Origin of the sequence: Pseudogulbenkiania sp. MAI-1, from assembly GCF_000527175.1 — a bacterium.
Classification (GTDB): domain Bacteria; phylum Pseudomonadota; class Gammaproteobacteria; order Burkholderiales; family Chromobacteriaceae; genus Pseudogulbenkiania.
In genome coordinates this window covers 2,696,892-2,716,451 of the sequence record NZ_AZUR01000001.1, presented here as the reverse complement: position 1 = coordinate 2,716,451, position 19,560 = coordinate 2,696,892, and the positions used below count along the sequence as shown (strand labels likewise).

10 protein-coding genes and 2 pseudogenes are annotated in these 19,560 nt (G+C 60.7%); 7 read left to right on the top strand and 5 right to left on the bottom strand.

What is annotated here, in order from left to right:
• Positions 1–205 precede the first annotated feature (205 nt).
• From PSEMAI1_RS0112605 to PSEMAI1_RS0112570, 7 genes and pseudogenes are all read left to right on the top strand, one after another.
• Positions 206–2,710, top strand: a complete 2,505-nt coding sequence (locus PSEMAI1_RS0112605) for a class I SAM-dependent DNA methyltransferase (protein ID WP_024303217.1) — start codon at positions 206–208, stop codon at positions 2,708–2,710.
• Positions 2,703–3,995, top strand: coding sequence for a restriction endonuclease subunit S (locus PSEMAI1_RS21375; RefSeq protein WP_024303216.1), 1,293 nt, complete (start codon positions 2,703–2,705; stop codon positions 3,993–3,995). The genes PSEMAI1_RS0112605 and PSEMAI1_RS21375 overlap by 8 nt, the downstream gene beginning before the upstream one ends.
• Positions 3,992–4,276: pseudogene (locus PSEMAI1_RS22520) on the top strand (DUF1016 N-terminal domain-containing protein); the annotation flags it as partial. The gene PSEMAI1_RS21375 and the pseudogene PSEMAI1_RS22520, both read left to right, overlap by 4 nt.
• A gap of 284 nt (positions 4,277–4,560) precedes the next feature.
• A pseudogene (locus tag PSEMAI1_RS21365) lies at positions 4,561–4,855 on the top strand (IS3 family transposase); the annotation flags it as partial.
• Between the two features lie 2 nt (positions 4,856–4,857).
• On the top strand, positions 4,858–6,708 hold the full coding sequence (locus PSEMAI1_RS0112580) for an ATP-dependent endonuclease (RefSeq protein WP_024303214.1): 1,851 nt from the start codon (positions 4,858–4,860) through the stop codon (positions 6,706–6,708).
• On the top strand, positions 6,708–10,025 hold the full coding sequence (locus tag PSEMAI1_RS0112575; protein WP_024303213.1) for a type I restriction endonuclease subunit R: 3,318 nt from the start codon (positions 6,708–6,710) through the stop codon (positions 10,023–10,025). The genes PSEMAI1_RS0112580 and PSEMAI1_RS0112575 overlap by 1 nt, the downstream gene beginning before the upstream one ends.
• Before the next feature lie 4 nt (positions 10,026–10,029).
• Entirely contained in the window at positions 10,030–10,782 is a 753-nt protein-coding gene (locus PSEMAI1_RS0112570; protein ID WP_084612691.1) for a M48 family metallopeptidase, read from the top strand.
• A 176-nt stretch (positions 10,783–10,958) separates the two neighbouring features.
• Here the strand turns inward: PSEMAI1_RS0112570 and PSEMAI1_RS0112565 are convergent, their stop codons facing one another.
• The 5 genes from PSEMAI1_RS0112565 to PSEMAI1_RS20925 form a co-directional block, all read right to left on the bottom strand.
• The gene (locus PSEMAI1_RS0112565) at positions 10,959–12,572 is read right to left on the bottom strand and encodes a methyl-accepting chemotaxis protein (protein WP_024303211.1); all 1,614 of its coding nucleotides are present in this window, start codon (positions 12,570–12,572) and stop codon (positions 10,959–10,961) included.
• 71 nt (positions 12,573–12,643) lie between these two features.
• On the bottom strand, positions 12,644–12,859 hold the full coding sequence (locus PSEMAI1_RS0112560) for a hypothetical protein (RefSeq protein ID WP_024303210.1): 216 nt from the start codon (positions 12,857–12,859) through the stop codon (positions 12,644–12,646).
• Positions 12,860–13,194: 335 nt separating this feature from the next.
• Positions 13,195–15,678 (bottom strand): EAL domain-containing protein, encoded by a 2,484-nt coding sequence (locus PSEMAI1_RS20930; protein WP_051460219.1) that lies wholly within the window; start codon positions 15,676–15,678, stop codon positions 13,195–13,197.
• Between the two features lie 525 nt (positions 15,679–16,203).
• Positions 16,204–16,836, bottom strand: a complete 633-nt coding sequence (locus PSEMAI1_RS0112550) for a response regulator transcription factor (RefSeq protein WP_024303208.1) — start codon at positions 16,834–16,836, stop codon at positions 16,204–16,206.
• Entirely contained in the window at positions 16,833–19,439 is a 2,607-nt protein-coding gene (locus PSEMAI1_RS20925) for a PAS domain S-box protein (RefSeq protein ID WP_024303207.1), read from the bottom strand. Before PSEMAI1_RS20925 ends, PSEMAI1_RS0112550 begins: the two co-directional genes overlap by 4 nt.
• Between the last annotated feature and the right edge of the window lie 121 nt (positions 19,440–19,560).

The window sequence follows — 19,560 nt, the reverse complement described above, 5'->3', positions numbered from 1 at the left end:
CATAAAGCAGGCTCCTGACTACAGAAAACCCAAACATGGAATGCAGCGCCACCGGCCACTACGAACCCTCGATCGCGGCAGGTGAAGCCTGCCGTATGTCTGTGCCTGCGTTCCTGTCACCTTATCCGCCTCTCACTGTCGATGCCAGCCTCCAGGAACGGCTGGACCGGAAAGGCGAGCAATGACGAATCCGGAAACCTAATAGATGCCTCTGACCCTCCCCCAACTGGAGCGCCACCTGTTCAAAGCCGCCGACATCCTGCGCGGCAAGATGGATGCCTCCGAGTTCAAGGAATACATCTTCGGGATGCTGTTCCTCAAGCGCTGCTCGGACGTGTTCGAGCAACGCCGCGAGGAGATCGTCCAACTCGAGATGGAGGCCGGTCACAGCCACGTCCAGGCCCAAGTCAACGCGGAAAACCCGCGCTGGTACAAGAAGGATGGCTTGTTCTGGGTGCCGCGGCACTCGCGCTACAACTACCTGGTCAATGAGGCGCACCAGAACGTCGGCGATTACCTGAACAAGGCGCTCACCGGCATCGAGACGGAGAACACCAGCCTGCACGACGTGCTGGAACATATCGATTTCACCCGCAAGGTGGGGCAGAGCAAGATCCCCGACATCAAGCTGCGCCAGCTCATCAGCCACTTCAACCAGCACCGCCTGTGCAACGAGGATTTCGAATTTCCCGACCTGCTCGGCGCCGCTTACGAATACCTGATCGGCGAATTCGCCGACTCCGCTGGCAAGAAGGGTGGCGAGTTTTACACCCCGCGTTCGGTGGTGCGGATGATGGTGCGGCTGGTGAAGCCCGAACTCCGGCACGACATCTACGACCCCTGCTGCGGCTCGGGCGGCATGCTGATCGCCGCCAAGGAATACATCGACGAGCACGGCGAGGACGGCCGCAAGGCCAACTTGTTCGGCCAGGAGTTCAACGGCACGGTCTGGTCCATCGCCAAGATGAACATGCTGCTGCACGGCATCAGCAACCACGACACGATCAAGAACGAGGACACCCTGGCCGAGCCGCAGCATAGGGAAGGCGGCGAACTGATGCACTTCGACCGCGTGCTTACCAATCCGCCGTTTTCGATCAACTGGGGCAATACCGAGAAGAACGCCGACGGCACACCCGCCTGGGCGCCGAAGTTCCCGGAACGCTTCAAGTACGGGCAGGTGCCGCTGGGGGCGAAGAAGGCCGACCTGATGTTCCTGCAGCACATGCTCTACGTCACCCGCGACGGTGGCATGGTGGCCACCGTCATGCCGCACGGCGTGCTGTTCCGCGGCGGCGAGGAGAGAACCATCCGCGCTGGCATCATCGACGAAGATTTGCTCGAGGCCGTGATCGGTGTCGCGCCCAACCTGTTCTACGGCACCGGCATCCCGGCCTGCATCCTGGTATTGCGCCAGCGGGTGCAGAACGGCGCCAACCGTGTCAGCGGCAAGCCGGCCGAGCGCCAGGGCAGGGTGCTGTTCATCAACGCCGACCGCGAATTCTTCGAAGGCCGGGCGCAGAACCACCTGCTGCCCGAGCATATCGAGAAGATCGTCACCACCTTCGACGAGTTCAAGGCCGTGCCCGGCTTCTCGGCCATCGTCGACAACGCCACGCTGAAACAGAACGACTACAACCTCAACATCCGCCGCTATGCCGACAACGCCCCGCCGCCCGAGCCGCACGACGTGCGCGCCCATCTGGTGGGCGGCGTGCCCAAGGCCGAGGTGAAGGCCAAGGCCGCACTGTTCGCGGCCCACGGCCTGAACCCGCTCGACCTCTTCGACGAGCGCGATGCCAAGTACCTCGACTTCAAGCCCGACCTCGCCAAACGCCAGGACCTCAAGCCCGCCATCGAAGGCAATGCCGGCCTGCAAGCCAAGGAGGCCGCTATCCGCGCGGCCTTCGAACAATGGTGGCAACAGCACAGCCCGCGCATCACCCTGCTTTCCGGGCAGATGGACAACGCGGCCAGCCTCGTCGCCTTGCGCAACGATCTGCTGGAGAGCTTCAGCGAATCGCTCGAAGCCATCGGCATGCTCGATCCCTTCCAGGTGCGCGGCATCATCGCCGGCTTCTGGAACCAGACCAAGTACGACTTCCTCACCCTGATGGCGCGTGGCGCCAAGGGCGTGATCGACGCTTGGCGCACCAGCATCGTCACCGCCCTTGAAGATCAAAAAAGCCAAGGCAAGGCCAGTAAGGAAAGCCCGCTGGAGCACAAGCTGGTCAAATTCCTGATGGGCGATTTCGTCGAGGCCATCAACGAGCTGGAAGCGAAAAAGGCGGAACTGGACAGCCAGATCAAGGCGGCCAGCCCCAAGGGCACGGAAGATGAGGAGGACGCCGCCGCCGAGGACGCCGATGACGACAACGCGGTCAGCGAAGAGCAGCTCAAGGCCTGGAAGAAGGAACTGGCGACGGTGCGGAAGCAACTCAAGGCCAAGATGGACAGCTTTACCCACCACCTCAACCGCGAGGTGGATGGCCTCACTCCCGAGGCCGCCGCCGAACTGCTGTTGACCATCCTGCACAACGACATGAAGGCCATCGTGGAGCGTTACATCGCCGCCCAGCGCAAGGACATCGTCGCCGCTTTTGCAAACTGGTGGGACAAGTACCGTGTGACGCTGACCGAGATCGAGGACAAGCGCGATGCGGCGGCGAAGGCGTTGCAGGGGTTTTTGAGGGGGCTGCAGTATGTATGAAGCGAGCGTAATCCTTCATCCCATTAGCGAAGTCGCGGACACTAATCCGGAAACACTCCCGGCGACGACGCCGGGGAAGTTTCGTTTCCGGTACATCGACCTCAGCTCTGTAGAGAATGGCTTCATTAATTGGGGGGCTGTAGATGAAACGACGTACGGCACAGCCCCTAGCCGCGCTCGTCGTGTCGTCCAGCCGTTAGACGTATTGTTTGGCACCGTGCGTCCTAATCTCAAATCGCATGGGCTCATCAATGTTAGGGACTATGGGCCGCTAGTTGCATCCACTGGTTTCTCCGTCATCCGGGCAAAGGATGGCATCAGTCATCCCGTGTATCTTTTTCATTCGCTAATGAGCGGCGCGGTCGGCGCTCAAGCAGAGAGAGATGCGGTTGGTTCAAGTTATCCGGCGGTAAATGACGCTGATGTCAGGCGGTTCCAAATCTTCCTACCTCCCTATGGTGAACAAGAAACAATCGCCAAGATTCTTGACACCCTCGACACCGCTATCCACGAAACCGAGGCGATCATCGCCAAGCTCAAGGCCGTCAAGCAGGGCCTGCTGCACGATCTGCTGACGCGCGGCATCGACGCCAATGGCGAGCTGCGCCCGCCCCAGCCCGAGGCGCCGCATCTCTACAAGCAGTCGCCGCTGGGGTGGATTCCGAAAGAATGGGAGGTTGCTCAGGCAGAAAGTGTGTGTGATGCCGTAATTGACTGCAAAAACCGCACGCCGCCAATCACGGAGAGCGGTCATCCTGTCGTGCGTACCTCGAACGTCCGAGACGGAAGATTTGTATACGAAGGACTTGCGTTCACAGACAAGGCCTCCTACAGAATTTGGACGCAGCGTGGACGGCCTCGCCCTGGAGATGTGCTGATCACACGAGAAGCGCCTGTCGGAGAGGTTTGTTTAGTTCCTGCCAACATGCAGGATGCGTGTTTGGGGCAGCGCATGATGATGTATCAGCCTAACCCTGCACAGCTTCGGAATACCTTCATGCTGGTCGCACTTATTTCTCAGCCTGTCCAACGTATCTTGATTGACAAGGCAGGTGGATCAACCGTCGGTCATGTGCGCGTTGGAGACATTCGCTCCCTCGAGATACCCATTCCGCCATTACCAGAGCAAGAGCTCATTGCGGAGCGATATCAAACCGCTGCTAATCGGCTAAATGCTGAAGAGCGTAGCTTGGCAAAGCTGAATGGGAGCAAAGCGGGACTGATGGACGACCTCCTCACCGGCCGCGTCCGCGTCACGCCGCTCTTGGAGGAGGCTGCATCATGACCGCGCGTTCTGTCTCGCTCACCCCACCACCCGCCGGCTACGCCGATTGGCTCGCCGAGCTGAAAACCCGCATCCACAGCGCCCAGCAGCGGGCGGCCCTGGCCGTCAATCGCGAGATGGTCTTGCTGTACTGGCAGATCGGCTGCGACATTCTGGAGCGGCAGGCGCGCGAGGGCTGGGGCGCCAAGGTAATCGAGCGCCTCGCGCACGACCTGCGCAGTGCCTTCCCGGAGATGAAGGGCTTTTCCCGCGCCAACCTGATGCACATGCGCGCCTTTGCCGAGGTGTGGCCGGAGGGTGAAATTGTCCAACAGGCTGTTGGACAACTGCCGTGGGGGAACAGCCCACCGAGTTGCAGACCGGCCTGCCCAGCATCGAGCAGATCGAACGGGAGCTGGGCGCATTGCCGGACGCCCCGCCAGCGGAGGAAAACTGATGGGCTGGGAACTCGAAGACGTCGAAAAGCCCTTCGTCGCCAAGTTGCAGGCGCTGGGTCGTGTGCTGTCCGTCAGTACCAGTGGCTTTGCCGACTGGAAATGCTGTGGTGGCCCAACGCTGTGGCTGCGGCATGCAGGTGTCTATGAGCTGGAAAGGGAACTGCTGGGACACGCCGATGGAAAGCTTCTTCAACAGTTTAAAGAACGAACGCGTCTTCCACGAAAACTATGGCACGCGGGCGGAAGCCAAACAAGACCTCTTTAAAATACATTGAGGTGTTTTACAATCGAAAACGCCGCCATTCTTCCCTTGGCTACCGAACCCCGGAACAGCAGTACGCTGCTTGGTTCGACCTCCTCACCGGCCGCGTCACGCCGCTGCTGGCACCAGAAGAACATCACGAAACCGAAGGGAGCGCCTGATCATGCGCCTGTTGCATTACCTCGAAATCGAAAACTTCAAACGCTTCGGTGAGCGGCAGCGCATCGAACTGGACCATCCCGCTGTTTTGATCGGACCCAACAACTGCGGTAAGACCAGCGCCATTCAGGCGCTGGCTCTGTGGTCGCAGGCCGTGCAAACATGGTATGAGGCACGCCGGGAATCGTCCGCCAAAGAGCGTACGGCGACGTCACTCAACCGCTTGAACATTGTCGCTGTGCCGGTGCAGCGCACGCGATTCTTCTGGCACAACACCCAGGTGCGCAAGGGCAACAAGGACATTCCGCTGGTTATCACCGTGGGTGTGGAGTTCCAGGGCAAGGTTCGGCCGCTGCCCATGCGCTTTCGCAACCAGGGGGATGAACTCGTTTATTGCTCTCCGGATGCCTCGGTGATTGCCGACATGGAGTTGATCGCCCATGCTGCAAGCCTGAAGGTGGAATTGCTCTACCCCATGTCGGGGCTGGATACCGAAGAGCCCATCCTGCAACCCGGTCGCGTCGACGTGTTGCTCGGCCAAGGCCGCACGGCGGATGTGTTGCGCAACCTGTGCCTGTCTGTCGTGAAATCCTCAACTGAAGACTGGAAGCGGATCGTCACCCTCATGCGGCGCTTGTTCAATGTGGCGCTGGATAGGCCTGAGGAAACCGTTCGAGGCAGTATTTCACTGAGCTACCGCCAACCGGGGGTGAAAGAAGCCCTCGACGTGTCGTCGGCCGGGCGCGGTTTTCTGCAGATGCTATTGGTTTTCGCCTACCTGTATTCTCATAAGCGCAGCGTGCTGCTGGTGGACGAGCCGGACGCGCACCTGGAAATCCTGCGCCAAAAGCAGGTGTACGTGCTCCTGCGGGACATCGCCAGCGAGAATGGCTCTCAAGTGGTGATGGTCACTCATTCGGAAGTCATTCTCGACGAGGCGCTGGACAACAACCTAACCTTGCTGCTGGAAGGCCGTGCTGACGATCTGGCCAAGAAACAGGATATTCGCAACAGCCTCAAGCATTTCGGCGCTGAACACTATGTGAAGGCACGCGAACGCGGCTATGTGCTGTACGTGGAGGGCGGCACCGATGTCGACATGCTGCGCGCGCTTGCCGAACGCCTGGGGCACCCGACGGCATCCATCTGGGACGAGCGCATCAACACGTTCTATGTGCAGAACAATTATCCGCAGCAGGATGCCGAGGCCGAACTGGAACGGGTCGAGGGTGGTTTTGGCGTGACGCCGCGCGAGCATTTCAACGGACTGCGCAACCTGCTTCCCGACCTGAAGGGCTTGGCGATCCTCGACAATGATGGGCAGAACCGGGAGGACCGCAAAGAGGGCGCGTTGACGATTCGTTACTGGCGACGCTACGAGGCGGAGAACTATTTCATTACTCCCGATCTCTTGCGCACTTATGCCTTGAGCCAGTACCCGAGCAACGATCTATTCAGCGATGCGGCTGAAACGGCCATCGACGAGGCGTTGGCTGAAGTGCTTACCGAGCGTGTCTTCGATGGCATTGCGGGAGACTACGATGCTTGGCGTGGATTTCCCCCGGAGGCAGCCAGGCTGGTGTGGGAGGCAAAAACCGAAAGGCGGAAACTCAGCAGCGTGGCGGAAGAGTTCTTCCGGCGACTGGCAAACAAGCTAAGTGGCCCGATGTTGTTGACCAAGGGCGAACTGCACCGCTTGGTGCAGTTTGCTCCGGCAGAAGGGCTGTCTCCGGAAATCACACAGAAGCTTGATTTGTTAGCCGAGCTTTTTGCGATGGCCCGAATGAGAGAAGAGACGTCTGCTCAGGGCAACGAGAGCGTAGACAGGCTTGTGCTCGTCGAGGGGCAAGATTAGTGGGCTGGGAACTCGAAGACGTCGAAAAGCCCTTCGTCGCCCAATTGCAGACGCTGGGCTGGGACCATGTCGAAGGCAGCCTCGACGATCCGGCCGTCACCGGCCGCACGAGCTTCGCCGAGGTGATTCAGGAGCGCGTGCTGCGCGAGCAACTGCGTGCGCTGAACCCCGGCCCGGACGGTGCGCCCTGGCTGGACGATGCCCGTCTGTCCGAGGCCGTGGCCGCCATCACGCGGCTGGGTACGCCCAAGCTGATGGAGGCGAACCAGAAGGCCACCGAATTGTTGATCAAGGGCCTGACGGTGGAGGGCCTGCCGGGCTGGGACGGAGGTCGCGGCCAGACCATTCGCTATATCGACTGGGACACTCCGTCCAATAACCGCTTCACCGTCGTCAACCAGTACCGCGTCGATTGCCCGCCGGGCTTCAACTCGGCCAAGGCCTTCATCGTGCCCGACCTGGTGCTGCTGGTGAACGGCGTGCCGCTGGTGGTGGTGGAGTGCAAGAGCCCGTCCATCCCCGAGCCGCTGGCCGAGGCGGTGGACCAGTTGCGCCGCTACAGCAATCAGCGCAAGGCCGCCTTCGAGGTCGATGACAACGAGGGCAACGAGGCGCTGTTCGCCACCACCCAGCTGCTGGTAGCCAGCAGTTTCGACGAGGCTCGCGTGGGCTGCATCGGCTCGGCTTTCGAACACTACGCGCAGTGGAAGACGGTGGTCGGTCCCGACGGTGCCGGCAGCGAGATCGAGGTGGCGCAGGCGCTCGGCAAGGCCAGCCTGTCGGAACAGGAGCGCCTGATTGCCGGCCTGCTGCGGCCTTCGCATCTGCTCGACGTGGTGAAAAACTTCTTGCTCTTCATGCAGGCGGGCGGGCAGACCGTCAAGACGGTATGCCGCTACCAGCAGTACCGTGCCGTCAACCGCGCTATCGCCCGGCTCAAGACCGGCCAGACCCGCTTGCAGCACGGCGAGGTGGACCAGCGCGGCGGCATCATCTGGCACACCCAGGGCTCGGGCAAATCGCTAACGATGGTGTTCCTGGTGCGCAAGATGCGCGCCGATGTCCAACTGCGCCGCTTCAAGGTCATCGTCGTCACCGACCGCAAGGACCTGCAAAGCCAGCTTTCCGTCACCGCCACGCTCACCGGCGAGATGGTGGAAGTGGCCGAGAGCACACAGGGCATCAAGGCTCTAGCCCGCCGCAAGGGGCCGGGGCTGGTCTTCGCCACCATCCAGAAGTACCGTAATGCCGATACCGAAGGCGAGGCCCCGCTGACGGCGGACGATCTACCGAAGACGGCAGAACCCCTGGCCGCCTACAAGGTGGACGAGCCCTTCGAGGTGCTGAACGAGGACGAGACCATCCTCGTGCTGGTGGACGAGGCGCACCGCACCCAGGCGGGGGACCTGCACGCCAACCTGCTGGCGGGCCTGCCCAATTGTGCGAGGATCGGCTTCACCGGCACGCCGATCATCATGGGCGAGAAGAAGCGCACCCACGAGATTTTCGGCGAGTTCATCGACCGCTACACCATCAAGGAAGCCGAGGCCGACGGTGCCACGGTGCCGGTGCTCTACGAGGGGCGCACCGCCAACGGCGCCGTCAAGGACGGCGCCAGCCTCGACGAGCTGTTCGAGGACCTGTTCCGCCAGTACTCGCCCGAGGAACTGGAGGCCATCAAGAAGAAGTACGCCACCAAGGGCCATATCTTCGACGCGCCGGCGCTGATCGCCGACAAGGCGCGCGACATCCTCCGCCACTACGTCACCAACATCCTCCCCAACGGCTACAAGGCGCAGGTGGTGGCCTATAGCCGGTTGTCGGCGATACGCTATTTCGATGCGCTCAAGAAGGCCCGCGACGAATTGCTGGCCGAGGCGCAGGCACTGTCGCCGGAAGACAAGGCACTGGACGACGAGGCGCTGTGCCAGCGCCATCCGAAAGTGCAGGCGGTGGTTCAGGCCTGGCGTTACCGCGACACCCTGGCTTGCATCGAATTCGCGCCGATCATCTCCAGCAGCAACAACGATGACCCGGCGTGGAAACCGTGGACCGACGGCGCAGCGCAGGAGCAACTGATCAAGCGCTTCAAGAAGCCGTTGTTCGATGCCCGACCCGACAAGGCCGATCCGCTCGCCTTCCTGGTGGTGAAGTCCATGCTGCTGACCGGCTTCGATGCTCCCATCGAAGGCGTGATGTACCTGGACCGCCCCATCCGCGAGGCAGAATTGCTGCAGGCCATCGCCCGCGTCAACCGTACCGGCTTCGGCAAGCGTTGCGGCATCGTGGTGGACTATTACGGTGTGGCCCGGCATCTGAAGGAAGCGCTGGCCGCCTACGCCGACGAGGACGTGGAAGGCGCGTTGGCCAGCCTCAAGGACGAGGTGCCGGTGCTGCGCGACCGGCATCTGCGCGTGGCGGACCTGTTCCGCAAGCAGGGCATCGAATCGCTGGACGACACCGAAGCCTGCATCGAGGCGTTGGGCAGCGAGAAGCTGCGCGCCGAATTCGCCGTCAAGCTCAAAGCTTTCCTGGCGTCGCTGGATACCGTGCTGCCTCGCCCGGAGGGGCTGCCCTACGCCGCCGACGCCAAGCGGCTCGCCTATATCCATGCCCGCGCCCGCAACCGCTACAAGGACACGCCGGTCCTCGGCAAGGACGTGGGTGCCAAGGTGCGCAAGCTGATCGACGACCATGTGATCTCGCTGGGCATCGACCCTAAGATTCCGCCGATCCAGCTGACCGATGCCCAGTTCGATGCCCACGTTGCCCGAGCGGCTAACGACCGCGCCAAGGCGTCGGAAATGGAGCACGCCATCCGCTCGCACATTCGTCAGCACGTCGATCAAGACCCGGTGCTGTACCGCAAGCTCTCCGAGCGGCTGAACGACATCCTCAAGACCTTGGGCGAGCAGTGGAACGAGGTCATCGCCCAACTGCAGAAGATCATCGACGAACTGCGTACGGGCAAAGTGGAGGCCGCTGACGCCCCCGCCGATCTGCCGGTGCATTGCGCGCCGTTCCTGCGTACGGTGCTGGATGTGGTGTGTGACGGTGCGACGCCGTCGGATGCCGAGCTGCTCCGTCTGAAGGACGTGACGGTGGAACTGGTGGACCTGCTGGTGCAGGAACTGCAGAACAACCGCAACATCTGGACGCCGAGCAAGCGTGCGGCGCAGGATGACCTGAACACGCAGCTGTTCGAGCACCTGAGGCGCCTGCGCCCGCCCTTGGTGGACGTCGACAAGGCCGGCGTGCTGGCCGACAAGCTGATGGAACTGGCCCGCGCCAACCACGACAAGCTGGTGCAAGTGTGACGAGATGCCGATACCGCTGAAGCGCGACCCAGACCGTGCTGACGTCCCCTCCGAACGGGAGGACGGTCATTTGCAGGTGGATGACCTTCAATTCATCGTCCGCCGCAGCGCCCACCGCAGAACCATGCAGATCACGGTGGAACGCGACGGCGAACTGATCCTCAGCGCCCCGCCGGGGGTGGATATCGCCCGGCTGCAAGCGTTCGTGCGGGAGAAGCGCTTCTGGATCTACACCAAGCTGGCGGAGAAGGACCGGCTGCAGCGGCGGGTAGCCCGCAAGGAATTCGTGGGTGGCGAGGGCTTCCTTTACCTCGGGCGCAGCCATCGGCTCAAGCTGGTCGATGAGCAGGATGTGCCGCTGAAGCTGGCAGCGGGCCGCTTCTGTCTGCGCCGGGACGCCTTGCCTGCCGCGCGCGAGCACTTCATCCGCTGGTACAGCGAGCGGGCACGGGTGTGGCTGTCGGCCCGGGTCGCCGAGTATCAGTCACGCATGGAAGTGGCGCCCGCCGGCGTGAAGGTCCAGGACCTGGGCTACCGCTGGGGCTCGTGCGGCAAGGGGGATTGGCTCTATTTCCACTGGAAAACCATCCTGCTGCCGGCGCGCATCGCCGAGTACGTGGTGGTGCACGAGATCGCCCACTTGCACGAGCCGCATCACACCCCGGCCTTTTGGCTGCGGGTGGAGCGGGCGATGCCCGACTACGCGCAGCGCAAGGATTGGCTGGCCGAACACGGCATCGATGTCGAGGGAATCTGAAAAAGGGTGGTCACCAAGCCGGGGTTTTCGCTGCGCAGATATTTCCCATTCGCCGCGCCGCCCACAGGTTTGCCGGCAGCAAGCGGGTTTTCCCGTTGGGATAGGGGGGAGGAGGGCTTCATGCTGGAACTTTCAGGCCAAAATAATTCTGCATAAGGCCCCAAAGGGCGCCTTTATTACAGCCGATAGGCGCTCACCACCTCATGCATATTGCGCGATATCTCCTCCAGTCTTTCGGCCATGGCGGCCGCCTGGCTGGCGGCACTGCTGTTTTCCTCAGCCATGTGAGCGACCTTTTCAACCTGAATGGCAATGCTGTTGGTCGCCTCTCCCTGCTCGCGAATGGCATCGGAGATTTCGCTGACCAACTGCACGCTCTGGCTGGACGAGTCATAGATGGTGGTCATCGACTGCTGCGCGGAACTGGCCCCGGCGACGCCTTGCTCGACCCGTTGCACCGCGTTTTGCATGCGTTCCACGGCGTTTCCTGATGCGAGCTGGATGGAGTGGATGATGTCGCTGATTTCCTGGGTGGACGAGGCCGTTCTTTCGGCCAGTTTGCGCACTTCGTCCGCCACCACGGCAAAACCCCGGCCCGTATCGCCAGCCCTGGCGGCTTCAATGGCGGCGTTGAGTGCCAGCAAATTGGTCTGCTCGGCCACGTCGCGAATAACGCTGACCACGGTCGCTATCTCTTTGCTGCGGCCCTCGAGTTCCTGAATGTCATGGGCCGCGGCCTCTACGGCCGATGCTATGGCATGGATGTCACCGACGGTCTGGCCGATCACTTGCTGGCCATTCTGCGCGTTGCTACCGGCCGTGCTGGACAATTGGCTCGCCTCGCCGGCGCGCTCGGCCACATGATTGATGCTGACCGTCATCTGTTCTACGGATGCGGCCATGTGCGACGACGATTCACTCTGGACACTGGAGCTTTGCGCCACCTGTTGCGAGGCCCCCAACAGCTCGGCAGAGGTCTGCGAGACTTCTCCCGCCCCCTCTTGCAAGGTGCGCAGGCTGGACTGCAAACGGTCGATGAGGTGATTGAAGGCGTTGAGGGTTTGGCTGATTTCATCACGCCCGCTGATATCGGCGCGCAGGGTAAAGTCGAGGGAGGAACCGATCGCCGCAATGGTCTGCTGGGCATTGTGCAGGCTGCGGCTGATCTGACGGTAGGTGATCAGGCCAAGAGTACACACCACCAGCAGGGTAGCCAAGGCGATGCCAAACGCCAGGGTGAGGGCCATCGACTTGGTGGACTGGGCCGCCTTGTCGGCATGCTGTCCCAATTCATTGTTATATTGGCGATGGGCCTCCAGGGCGGCAAACGCGTTCTCGGCGATGGCCGCATTGGCGATCTGCTGGTCGCGTGCCTCCTCGAAACGGTTGGCACGGGACAGGGCAACAAGCTTCTCTACCAGTGCATCGTATTCGCTCAAGGCGGCCCGATCGGCGGCCAGCAGGGCACGGTCTTTATCGTCGGAGACGTTGTTCTGCTCGTACCGGTTCAACACCTCCACCAGTTTGGCATGGCTGGCTTTCAATTGGCCTTCTATTTCCGTCTTTTTGGCCTGATCGGGCTGGGTAATATGCCGCCAGACCAGCAAGCGCATGTATGACAGGGTGCCTTGGGCGTCCCCCAGGTTCAGCAGGCTGGGCATGCCGTTCACGGTGTTGACGCTGGCGGCGGTATAGACCTTTTCGAGCTGGTAGGCACCCAAGCCGGCGACCAGCAGCAGCCCCAGCACGGCAGAGGCAATCAGGAGCGCCAATCTATTTGCGATTGTCATGGTTCATGGTCCCTTATTAAAAGCTCATGTTGTTCGTATTTATTAAAGCGTCCCGAATAGGCAAAGCCACGTTATACCGTTGACATCGCCGGTGAATTGGCGTCATCTCGGGTATGGCCGGTTTGTCCGGTTGGCCTGGCCCGCCTGCTGGCGGAGATCAGGGAGTGGGGGCGCACGATGTTGTGCGGCAGGCCGATCAGCTCGGCCTCGTCGAAGCCACTGACCTCGGCGAAGGCCGGGCGGGAGCGGGTGATGCTGCCCGGCCACTTGCATGGGACTTCAGCCATTGAGAGCATGTCACCATGCTATGAGAATCTTGTTCCATGTCATGGAAATACTATTTTTGTTGTTTTATGCGATAAGCAGTTTGGCAGCAGCACGGCACCGACCGCCATCGGGCGGCGCTGATTTTCAGGTAGGGAATGGATGATGGCCTTGTAGGGCTATCCCTACGACCTCCGCTGCCCCAGCCACTCAGCTCGAGTGATGGCGAATACTGGCGCAGCGGACCCACTCCACATGTGGGGTGAAGCCCATTTTTCTCCATCAGGGCGTCTGTGGCGCCCGGCTCAAGGCCGCAAGGAGGGGAGGGTGCTCAGTGCAAGGATTAATGACTAAATCATTATTGATTCAGGGGGGAGCTTTCGTCCTGTTCAAGGCGGGCCGTGAAGGGGTGCAACTGGAAGCCTGGAAATACCCGCTCGGAAAGCAAATGTTGAAACTGTTCGGCTGGCAGCGGTTTGCTGAAGTAATAGCCCTGTACTTCGTCGCACCCACTTTTGATCAGTATGTCTAGTTCGGCGGCCTTCTCGACCCCCTCGGTAATGACGGTTAACCCCAGTGCATGGGCAATGACGATGATTTCCCTGATCAGCACCGCCGCGTCCGGGTCGTGCTCCAGGTCGCTCACAAAGCCGCGGTCGATTTTCAACTTGTCCAGCGGCAGGCGCCGCAGATAGGCGAGAGAGGAATAGCCGGCACCGAAGTCATCCATGGACACGGCAATACCCAGTTCGCCCAATGCGGTGAGCGCGGCAACCGTATCGTCCATATTGCGGATGACAACGCTTTCGGTGATCTCCAGCTCCAGTCCATCGGGATCACAGCCGGTTTCTCTTAAAACCCGGGCCACCATGGCCGACAAGTCACCATGCCAGAACTGCCGCGGGGAAACATTCACGGCCACGGCCGGTGGCGTCAGGCCCGCGTCTTGCCACGCCTTACGCTGCCGGCACGCGGTACGCATTACCCATTCGCCGATTGGGATGATCAGCCCGGTTTCTTCTGCCAGCGGGATGAAATGGGCGGGAGAGACCATGCCCAGCTCATTATTTTGCCAACGCAGCAGGGCTTCCATGCCGCTGATCTGCCCGGTATGCAAATCCACCTTGGGCTGATAGTGAAGCTGAAACTCATCTCGCTGCAGCGCCAGACGCAATGCCTGCTCCAGTTTCAGACGCTCGCTGGCTTCGGCATTCCTCTGGGAGGTATAGGTTTGCGAGCCATTTCCCCCCAGTTGCTTAACCTGGCGCATGGCTGATTGGGCATGGGTCAACAGCCACTCGGCCGCTTCGCCATCCCTCGGAAACAGCGCGATGCCGATGCTGCTGGTGACATGAATTTCTTGACCATTAACGGTAAAAGGGTGATCAAACGCTTCGCCCAGGTGAGCCGCCGCCGCGGCACTATTGGCCTCAGGCAGATCGGTCAAGAGCATGGCGAACTCGTCGGCCCCGAGGCGTGCTACCGTGTTCTGCTGTGTCACTGAGGCTTGCAGGCGCTCGGCGATGGCGCGCAGCAAAGCATCGCCAAAAGGTGCGCCCAGGCTGTCGTTAATGAATTTGAAGCGGTCTATGTCGATGACGGCCAAGGCCAGGCAATGCCCGGCATTGGCAGCCAGCGGGATGGCCTGGGTAGTCCGCTCCATCAGCAGATAGCGGTTCGGCAGGCCGGTCAGGCCGTCTCTCGTGGCCAGGTATTCGATGTGCCGCTGGTGTTCTTGCAGGCCCAGCGCCATGTCTTCGAACGCCTTTGCCAGTTCACCCAGTTCGCCTCCGTCGGGTGGAATCCGGGGGCGTGCCTCCAGGTCTCCGGCGCCAAGACGCCGTGCTGTTGCAGTGAGATCGCTCAGGCGCCGCAGCAGCAGGCGATCGCTCATCACCCACCCCAGTATCAGCACCATGCACGCGGCGAAAATCAACGTGCCGATGTTGCGTTTGAAGCCATAATCAATGCGGTTGAAGACTACCTCGCTGGGGATGCCAATCCGAAGATAAACCCCTCCGCCAGGCACGTTGTACAAGGGGGCCACGTGGGTAATGCGGAGCACACCGTCCCGCCAGAGGGCTTCCATGGTTCCTTGCCCGGCACTCGCTAGCAGCTTTTGGAAAAGGGCAATTTCGGCTATTTTTTTGCCCACAAGTCCATTGTGGTCCGGGCTGCGCGCGATAATGGTCCCTTGGCTGTCGACCAGGCTCAGCACTGTCCCTTGCGGAAAGCTTGCACCGTTGAGCATGTCATGCAGCCAGTCAAGGTCGATGCCCGCCGCGACGACCCCTTCTACTTCGCCGCCCCTCCCCATGAGGGGGTGCGCCAAGAAAACCGTGCTCTTGCCGGTAATGCGGCTGATCTGGAAATCACCTACCGCGAAATCGCGTTTGGCCAAGGCGCGGCGAAAATAAGTGCGGTCGGCTACGTTGATGGTGGATGTGACGGGGTTGATGCTGCATAGGATGTGGCCGTCCCGTCCAGCCACGAACAGATCCGAGTAATGGAAGGGAGTCGGTTGCCGCAAGTTGGCCAATATCTCCCCGCATCCCCCCCACCGAACGGCATCCCGCAGTAAAGGCTCGCGGGCCAGATTCTCCAGGAACAGATGGGAGTTATCCATCAGAACGCGTTGCTTGGCGGCAAAATCCCGGACGACTTTCAAGAACTGCTGCTCTGAAGCGTGACGCGCCTCATTTCGCTGCTCCCAAGCGGTATAGCTGATGATGACAAAAGCCGGCGCCATCGAGATGAGAACCAGAATCAGCAGGCGAATGTGTAGCCTGGCAAGAAGATTCTTAATCCTGGTTGGCAGTGGGTCGCGAGGCGCACGGAACATGGAGAGAGCCTTATGGTATGGCGGCACGCCAGGCGCCATCGAGGCGTTCTGTCACACAGCCCTCATTGGCGAGATGCTGGATGCTGAACCCGGATCGCTGCCCAATAGTAAGAGATTTAAAATGAGCCTGCGCGATTCTTGGTTTTGTGCTTGCCGATCTCTTCAATCGGAAATCTCGCCGAATCAAAGCCAAAAATACCCCTAATGTAACGACAAATCGCCGCAATATTGACTTTTGGTGAATTTCAAATTGCGAAAATCGACTGTTTTTTTCCAAAATGCCATGATTTTCACTGGTTTCTGCCTGCCTAAACGGCGTTTGGCTCCGCCCGCTGGACGCGGATCACCATGGCAGAAAAATCATGATCATAGCGTTTTGCGCAAAAAATCATATAAGCAAAGAGGAGGATATTCAGTTTGACATCCTCACGATGCCAGCCACCATAAGGCGACGCTGATTCTCGGGTAGGAAATGAATGTGATTGGGTAGGGATATCCCTACGATTGACCACCGTGCCCAACTGGTCAGCCTATGAGTTGGTGGGTGATGGCGTAGCGGACCAGCTCGGCATTGGAGGTAAAGCCCATTTTTTCCATCAGACGGGCCTTGTGGGTGCTCACGGTTTTGTTGGAAATGGTTAGGTGGGCGGCGATGTCGTTGACGCTGACGCCTTGGGAAAGCAGGCGCAGAACCTGGAATTCGCGGGGGGTGAGATGGTGATGTGTCGGCCGTTCGATGACACCGGAGGACTCGAAGGCCATCTGCTCTGCGAGCAGGGGATCGATGAAGCGCCCACCTGCGGCGACTCGGCGGATGGCGGCGATGAGGGTTTCCGGATCCCGATCCTTGGTAAGGTAACCGGAGGCCCCGGCCTGCAGTGCCCGCCGGGCAATCTGCGGTTCGTTGTGCATGGACAGCACCAGGATGGGCAGCGCGGGATGGTGGGCGCGGATGCGGGCGATGAGGTCCTCTCCGCTGGTACCGGGCATGGATATGTCCAACAGCAGCAGGTCCATGTCGCCTTGACGCAGGCGGTCGATGACCTCCCTGCCGTTGGTGGCCTCTCCGACAACTTTGATGTCAGCTACCAGACCGAAGAGTTGCTTGAGCCCCTCGCGCATGATGGTGTGGTCGTCGGCAAGTAGCAGGTGGATCATTGTTCCTCCATGGGGTCATGAATAGGTATGCATATCCGTATGACCGTTCCTTGGCCCGGCGCACTGGCTATGTTGACCTCGCCACCCAGCATGAGCCCCCGCTCGCGCATGCCAACCAGCCCGAAAGAGGCCTTGCCTGTGAGTGTGGGGTCGAAGCCTTTGCCGTTATCGCGAATCTCTACCCGATATTCATTGCTGCGGGACTCTAGCACAATATCAACCCGGCTTGCTTCGGCGTGGCGGACGACGTTGGTGAGGGACTCCTGGATGACGCGAAATACCGCTGTGGCGCGGTCGTCGTCAAGGTAGATCTTTTCTTCTGGCACGTTCAGTTGGTAGTCGATATTGGTATGACGAAAGAATTCGGTCACCAGCCAGTCCAGCGCGGCGGAAAGCCCCATGTCCAGCGCGGCGGGGCGCAGGGAGGAGGCCACGTCCCGGACCACCTGGATGGTCTTGTCCGCCAGGCTCATCATGTCGTTCACTCGTTCGGCCAGGAGCGGGTTATCCTGGCCGAACTGGAAGCGCAACATGGAAATGCCCATGCGCAGGGCGGTGAGATGCTGACCCAGTTCGTCATGGATCTCCCGGGCGATGCGCTTGCGCTCTTCTTCTCGTCCCCTCTCGAGGCGGGACGCCAGTCCGCGCAGCAGACCGTGGGACTCCCGCAGGCGTCGCTCGGCATTCTTGAGGGCGGTGATATTGTGGCCGATCGACAGCACTCCCACCACCTGCCCATCCGGGCCGTACTCGGGGGCCATGTTGACGGCATGGCTGATGAGACTGCCATCCGGGCGTCGCCATTCGCTGAGCATTTCGAGGGACATCCCGGTTTCCATGACCTGACGCAGCTTCGCCTTGTATTCCTCCACCGGCGTGGTGCTCAGCCAGTGTGTCTCGAGTGGTGTGCCCAAGGCCTGCCCCGTAGGGAATCCAATTTCCCTTTCAAAGGCAGGATTGGCGTAGGTGCGGCGGCAATCCAGGTCGTAGCGGACGATGAAGTTTGGCGAGTTTTCCGCCAGGTTACGGAACTGCTGCTCGCTGGCGTGCAACTGTTCCTCCATCTGTTTGCGTGTGGTGATGTCGCGGGCGAACCCCACCGTGCCCAGCAGCTCGCCGTCGACTTCCACCGGTGCCTTATAGGTTTCGAAGTATTTGCGCACGCCCTGGTCTGCGATCAATTCCTCGACGATTTTTCTCTGCTTCAGGCGCAGCACCTCGCGATCATCGGCGCGATAAGACTCTGCCAGGTCACGGGGCCAGAAATCCAGGTCGGTTTTGCCGAAGAATATATCGCTGGACGGCTGGCCGGCGGCCTCGGCAAACGGCTGGTTGACAGCGAGGAAACGGCTTTCCGTGTCCTTGAGCCACACCATGAACGGGAAATTGTCCAGCAAGGCGCGCTGGTAGCCATCCTTCGCGCGCAACACGCTCTCCAGCCTTTTGCGCTCGGTGATGTCGCGGGCGATGCCGACGATGCGATGGATGCGGCCACTGGCCGTGTCTCTAACTGGAATCAGCGTCGAGTGGTAGGAGCGGCGCCCGCTCGGCAGGTCCAGGTCGACTTCTTCTTCGGTGGCCGTGGCGGCCTCCACGCAGCGACGATATTTGGCGATGACGGCGGCGGCCGTTTCTGCCGGAACGGTTTCATCGACGTAGTTGCCGATCAGTTCGTCTTGAGACATCCCCACCGATCTTTCGAATGCGGGGTTGATCGCAAGGTTGCGGAAACGGCCATCCGGGCAGACTTCCAGCAGGTACAGTGCGTCCGAGACATTCTCGAATATCTCCCGGTAGCGCTGCTCACTCTCGCGCATGGCGGATTCAGCCTGCTGGCGTTCGGTGATGTCCTGTACGGTACCGATGGAGCGGAACGGCTGGCCTGAGGCGTCGTACAGGGTCTCGCCGTAGGCGATCACATGCTTGATGCGTTCGTCCGGAAAAAGCAGGCGGTGTGCAACAGTGTAGGGCGTTCGGTTTTTTACTGAATCGGTGTAAACCTGTTCCACCAAGGCGCGGTCGTCCGGGTGCACTATGTTGAGGAAGTCTTCGCAGGAAGCGTCGAAGCGGGCAGGGGGTATCTCGAAAATACGGGAGACCTCGTCCGACCACCGCAGACGCTTATCCGCCAAATCCAGTTCCCAGTTACCGAGCCGGGCCAGGCGTTCGGTTTCCGTGAGCCTTTGCCGCTTGCGTAGCAGTCTCTCCTCCATGTCGCGCCGTTCGGTGACATCGAGGACTTGGCAGATAAAGCAGGCTGGGGCGCCCTCTGCATCATGGGCCAGGGCCAGGCTGGTCCGCCCCCAAACTTCACGGCCGTTTCTGCCGAGGTATCTATGTTCAAGCCTGAAGTTGGTCGCGGCCCCCTGCTGTGCCCGGCCAAGCGACTCGACGAAGGACGTGTGGTCATCGCGGTGGATGAGATCGGCATAGGCTCTCCCGGTCAGCTCGGCTTCCCTATCGCCGATCAGGTCGCAGAACGCCCCGTTGGCCTTCAGCAAGCTGCCATCCAGCGCGACAATGGCCGTGGCAGTGACCGCCAGGTCGAATGCGGCTTGAAGAAAGTGGAAATCTTGTGGTGCGACCTTGTCTTTGGGGGGCATCGTATAGAGGACGGTTCGGCATGGAGCCGTTGATTATAATGGCATTCTCCGTGCCGTAACTCACGCCCCCTTTTACATGCAAAATCCGGGTTAAGGGGGAGGGGCGTGCTGGCGGATAGCC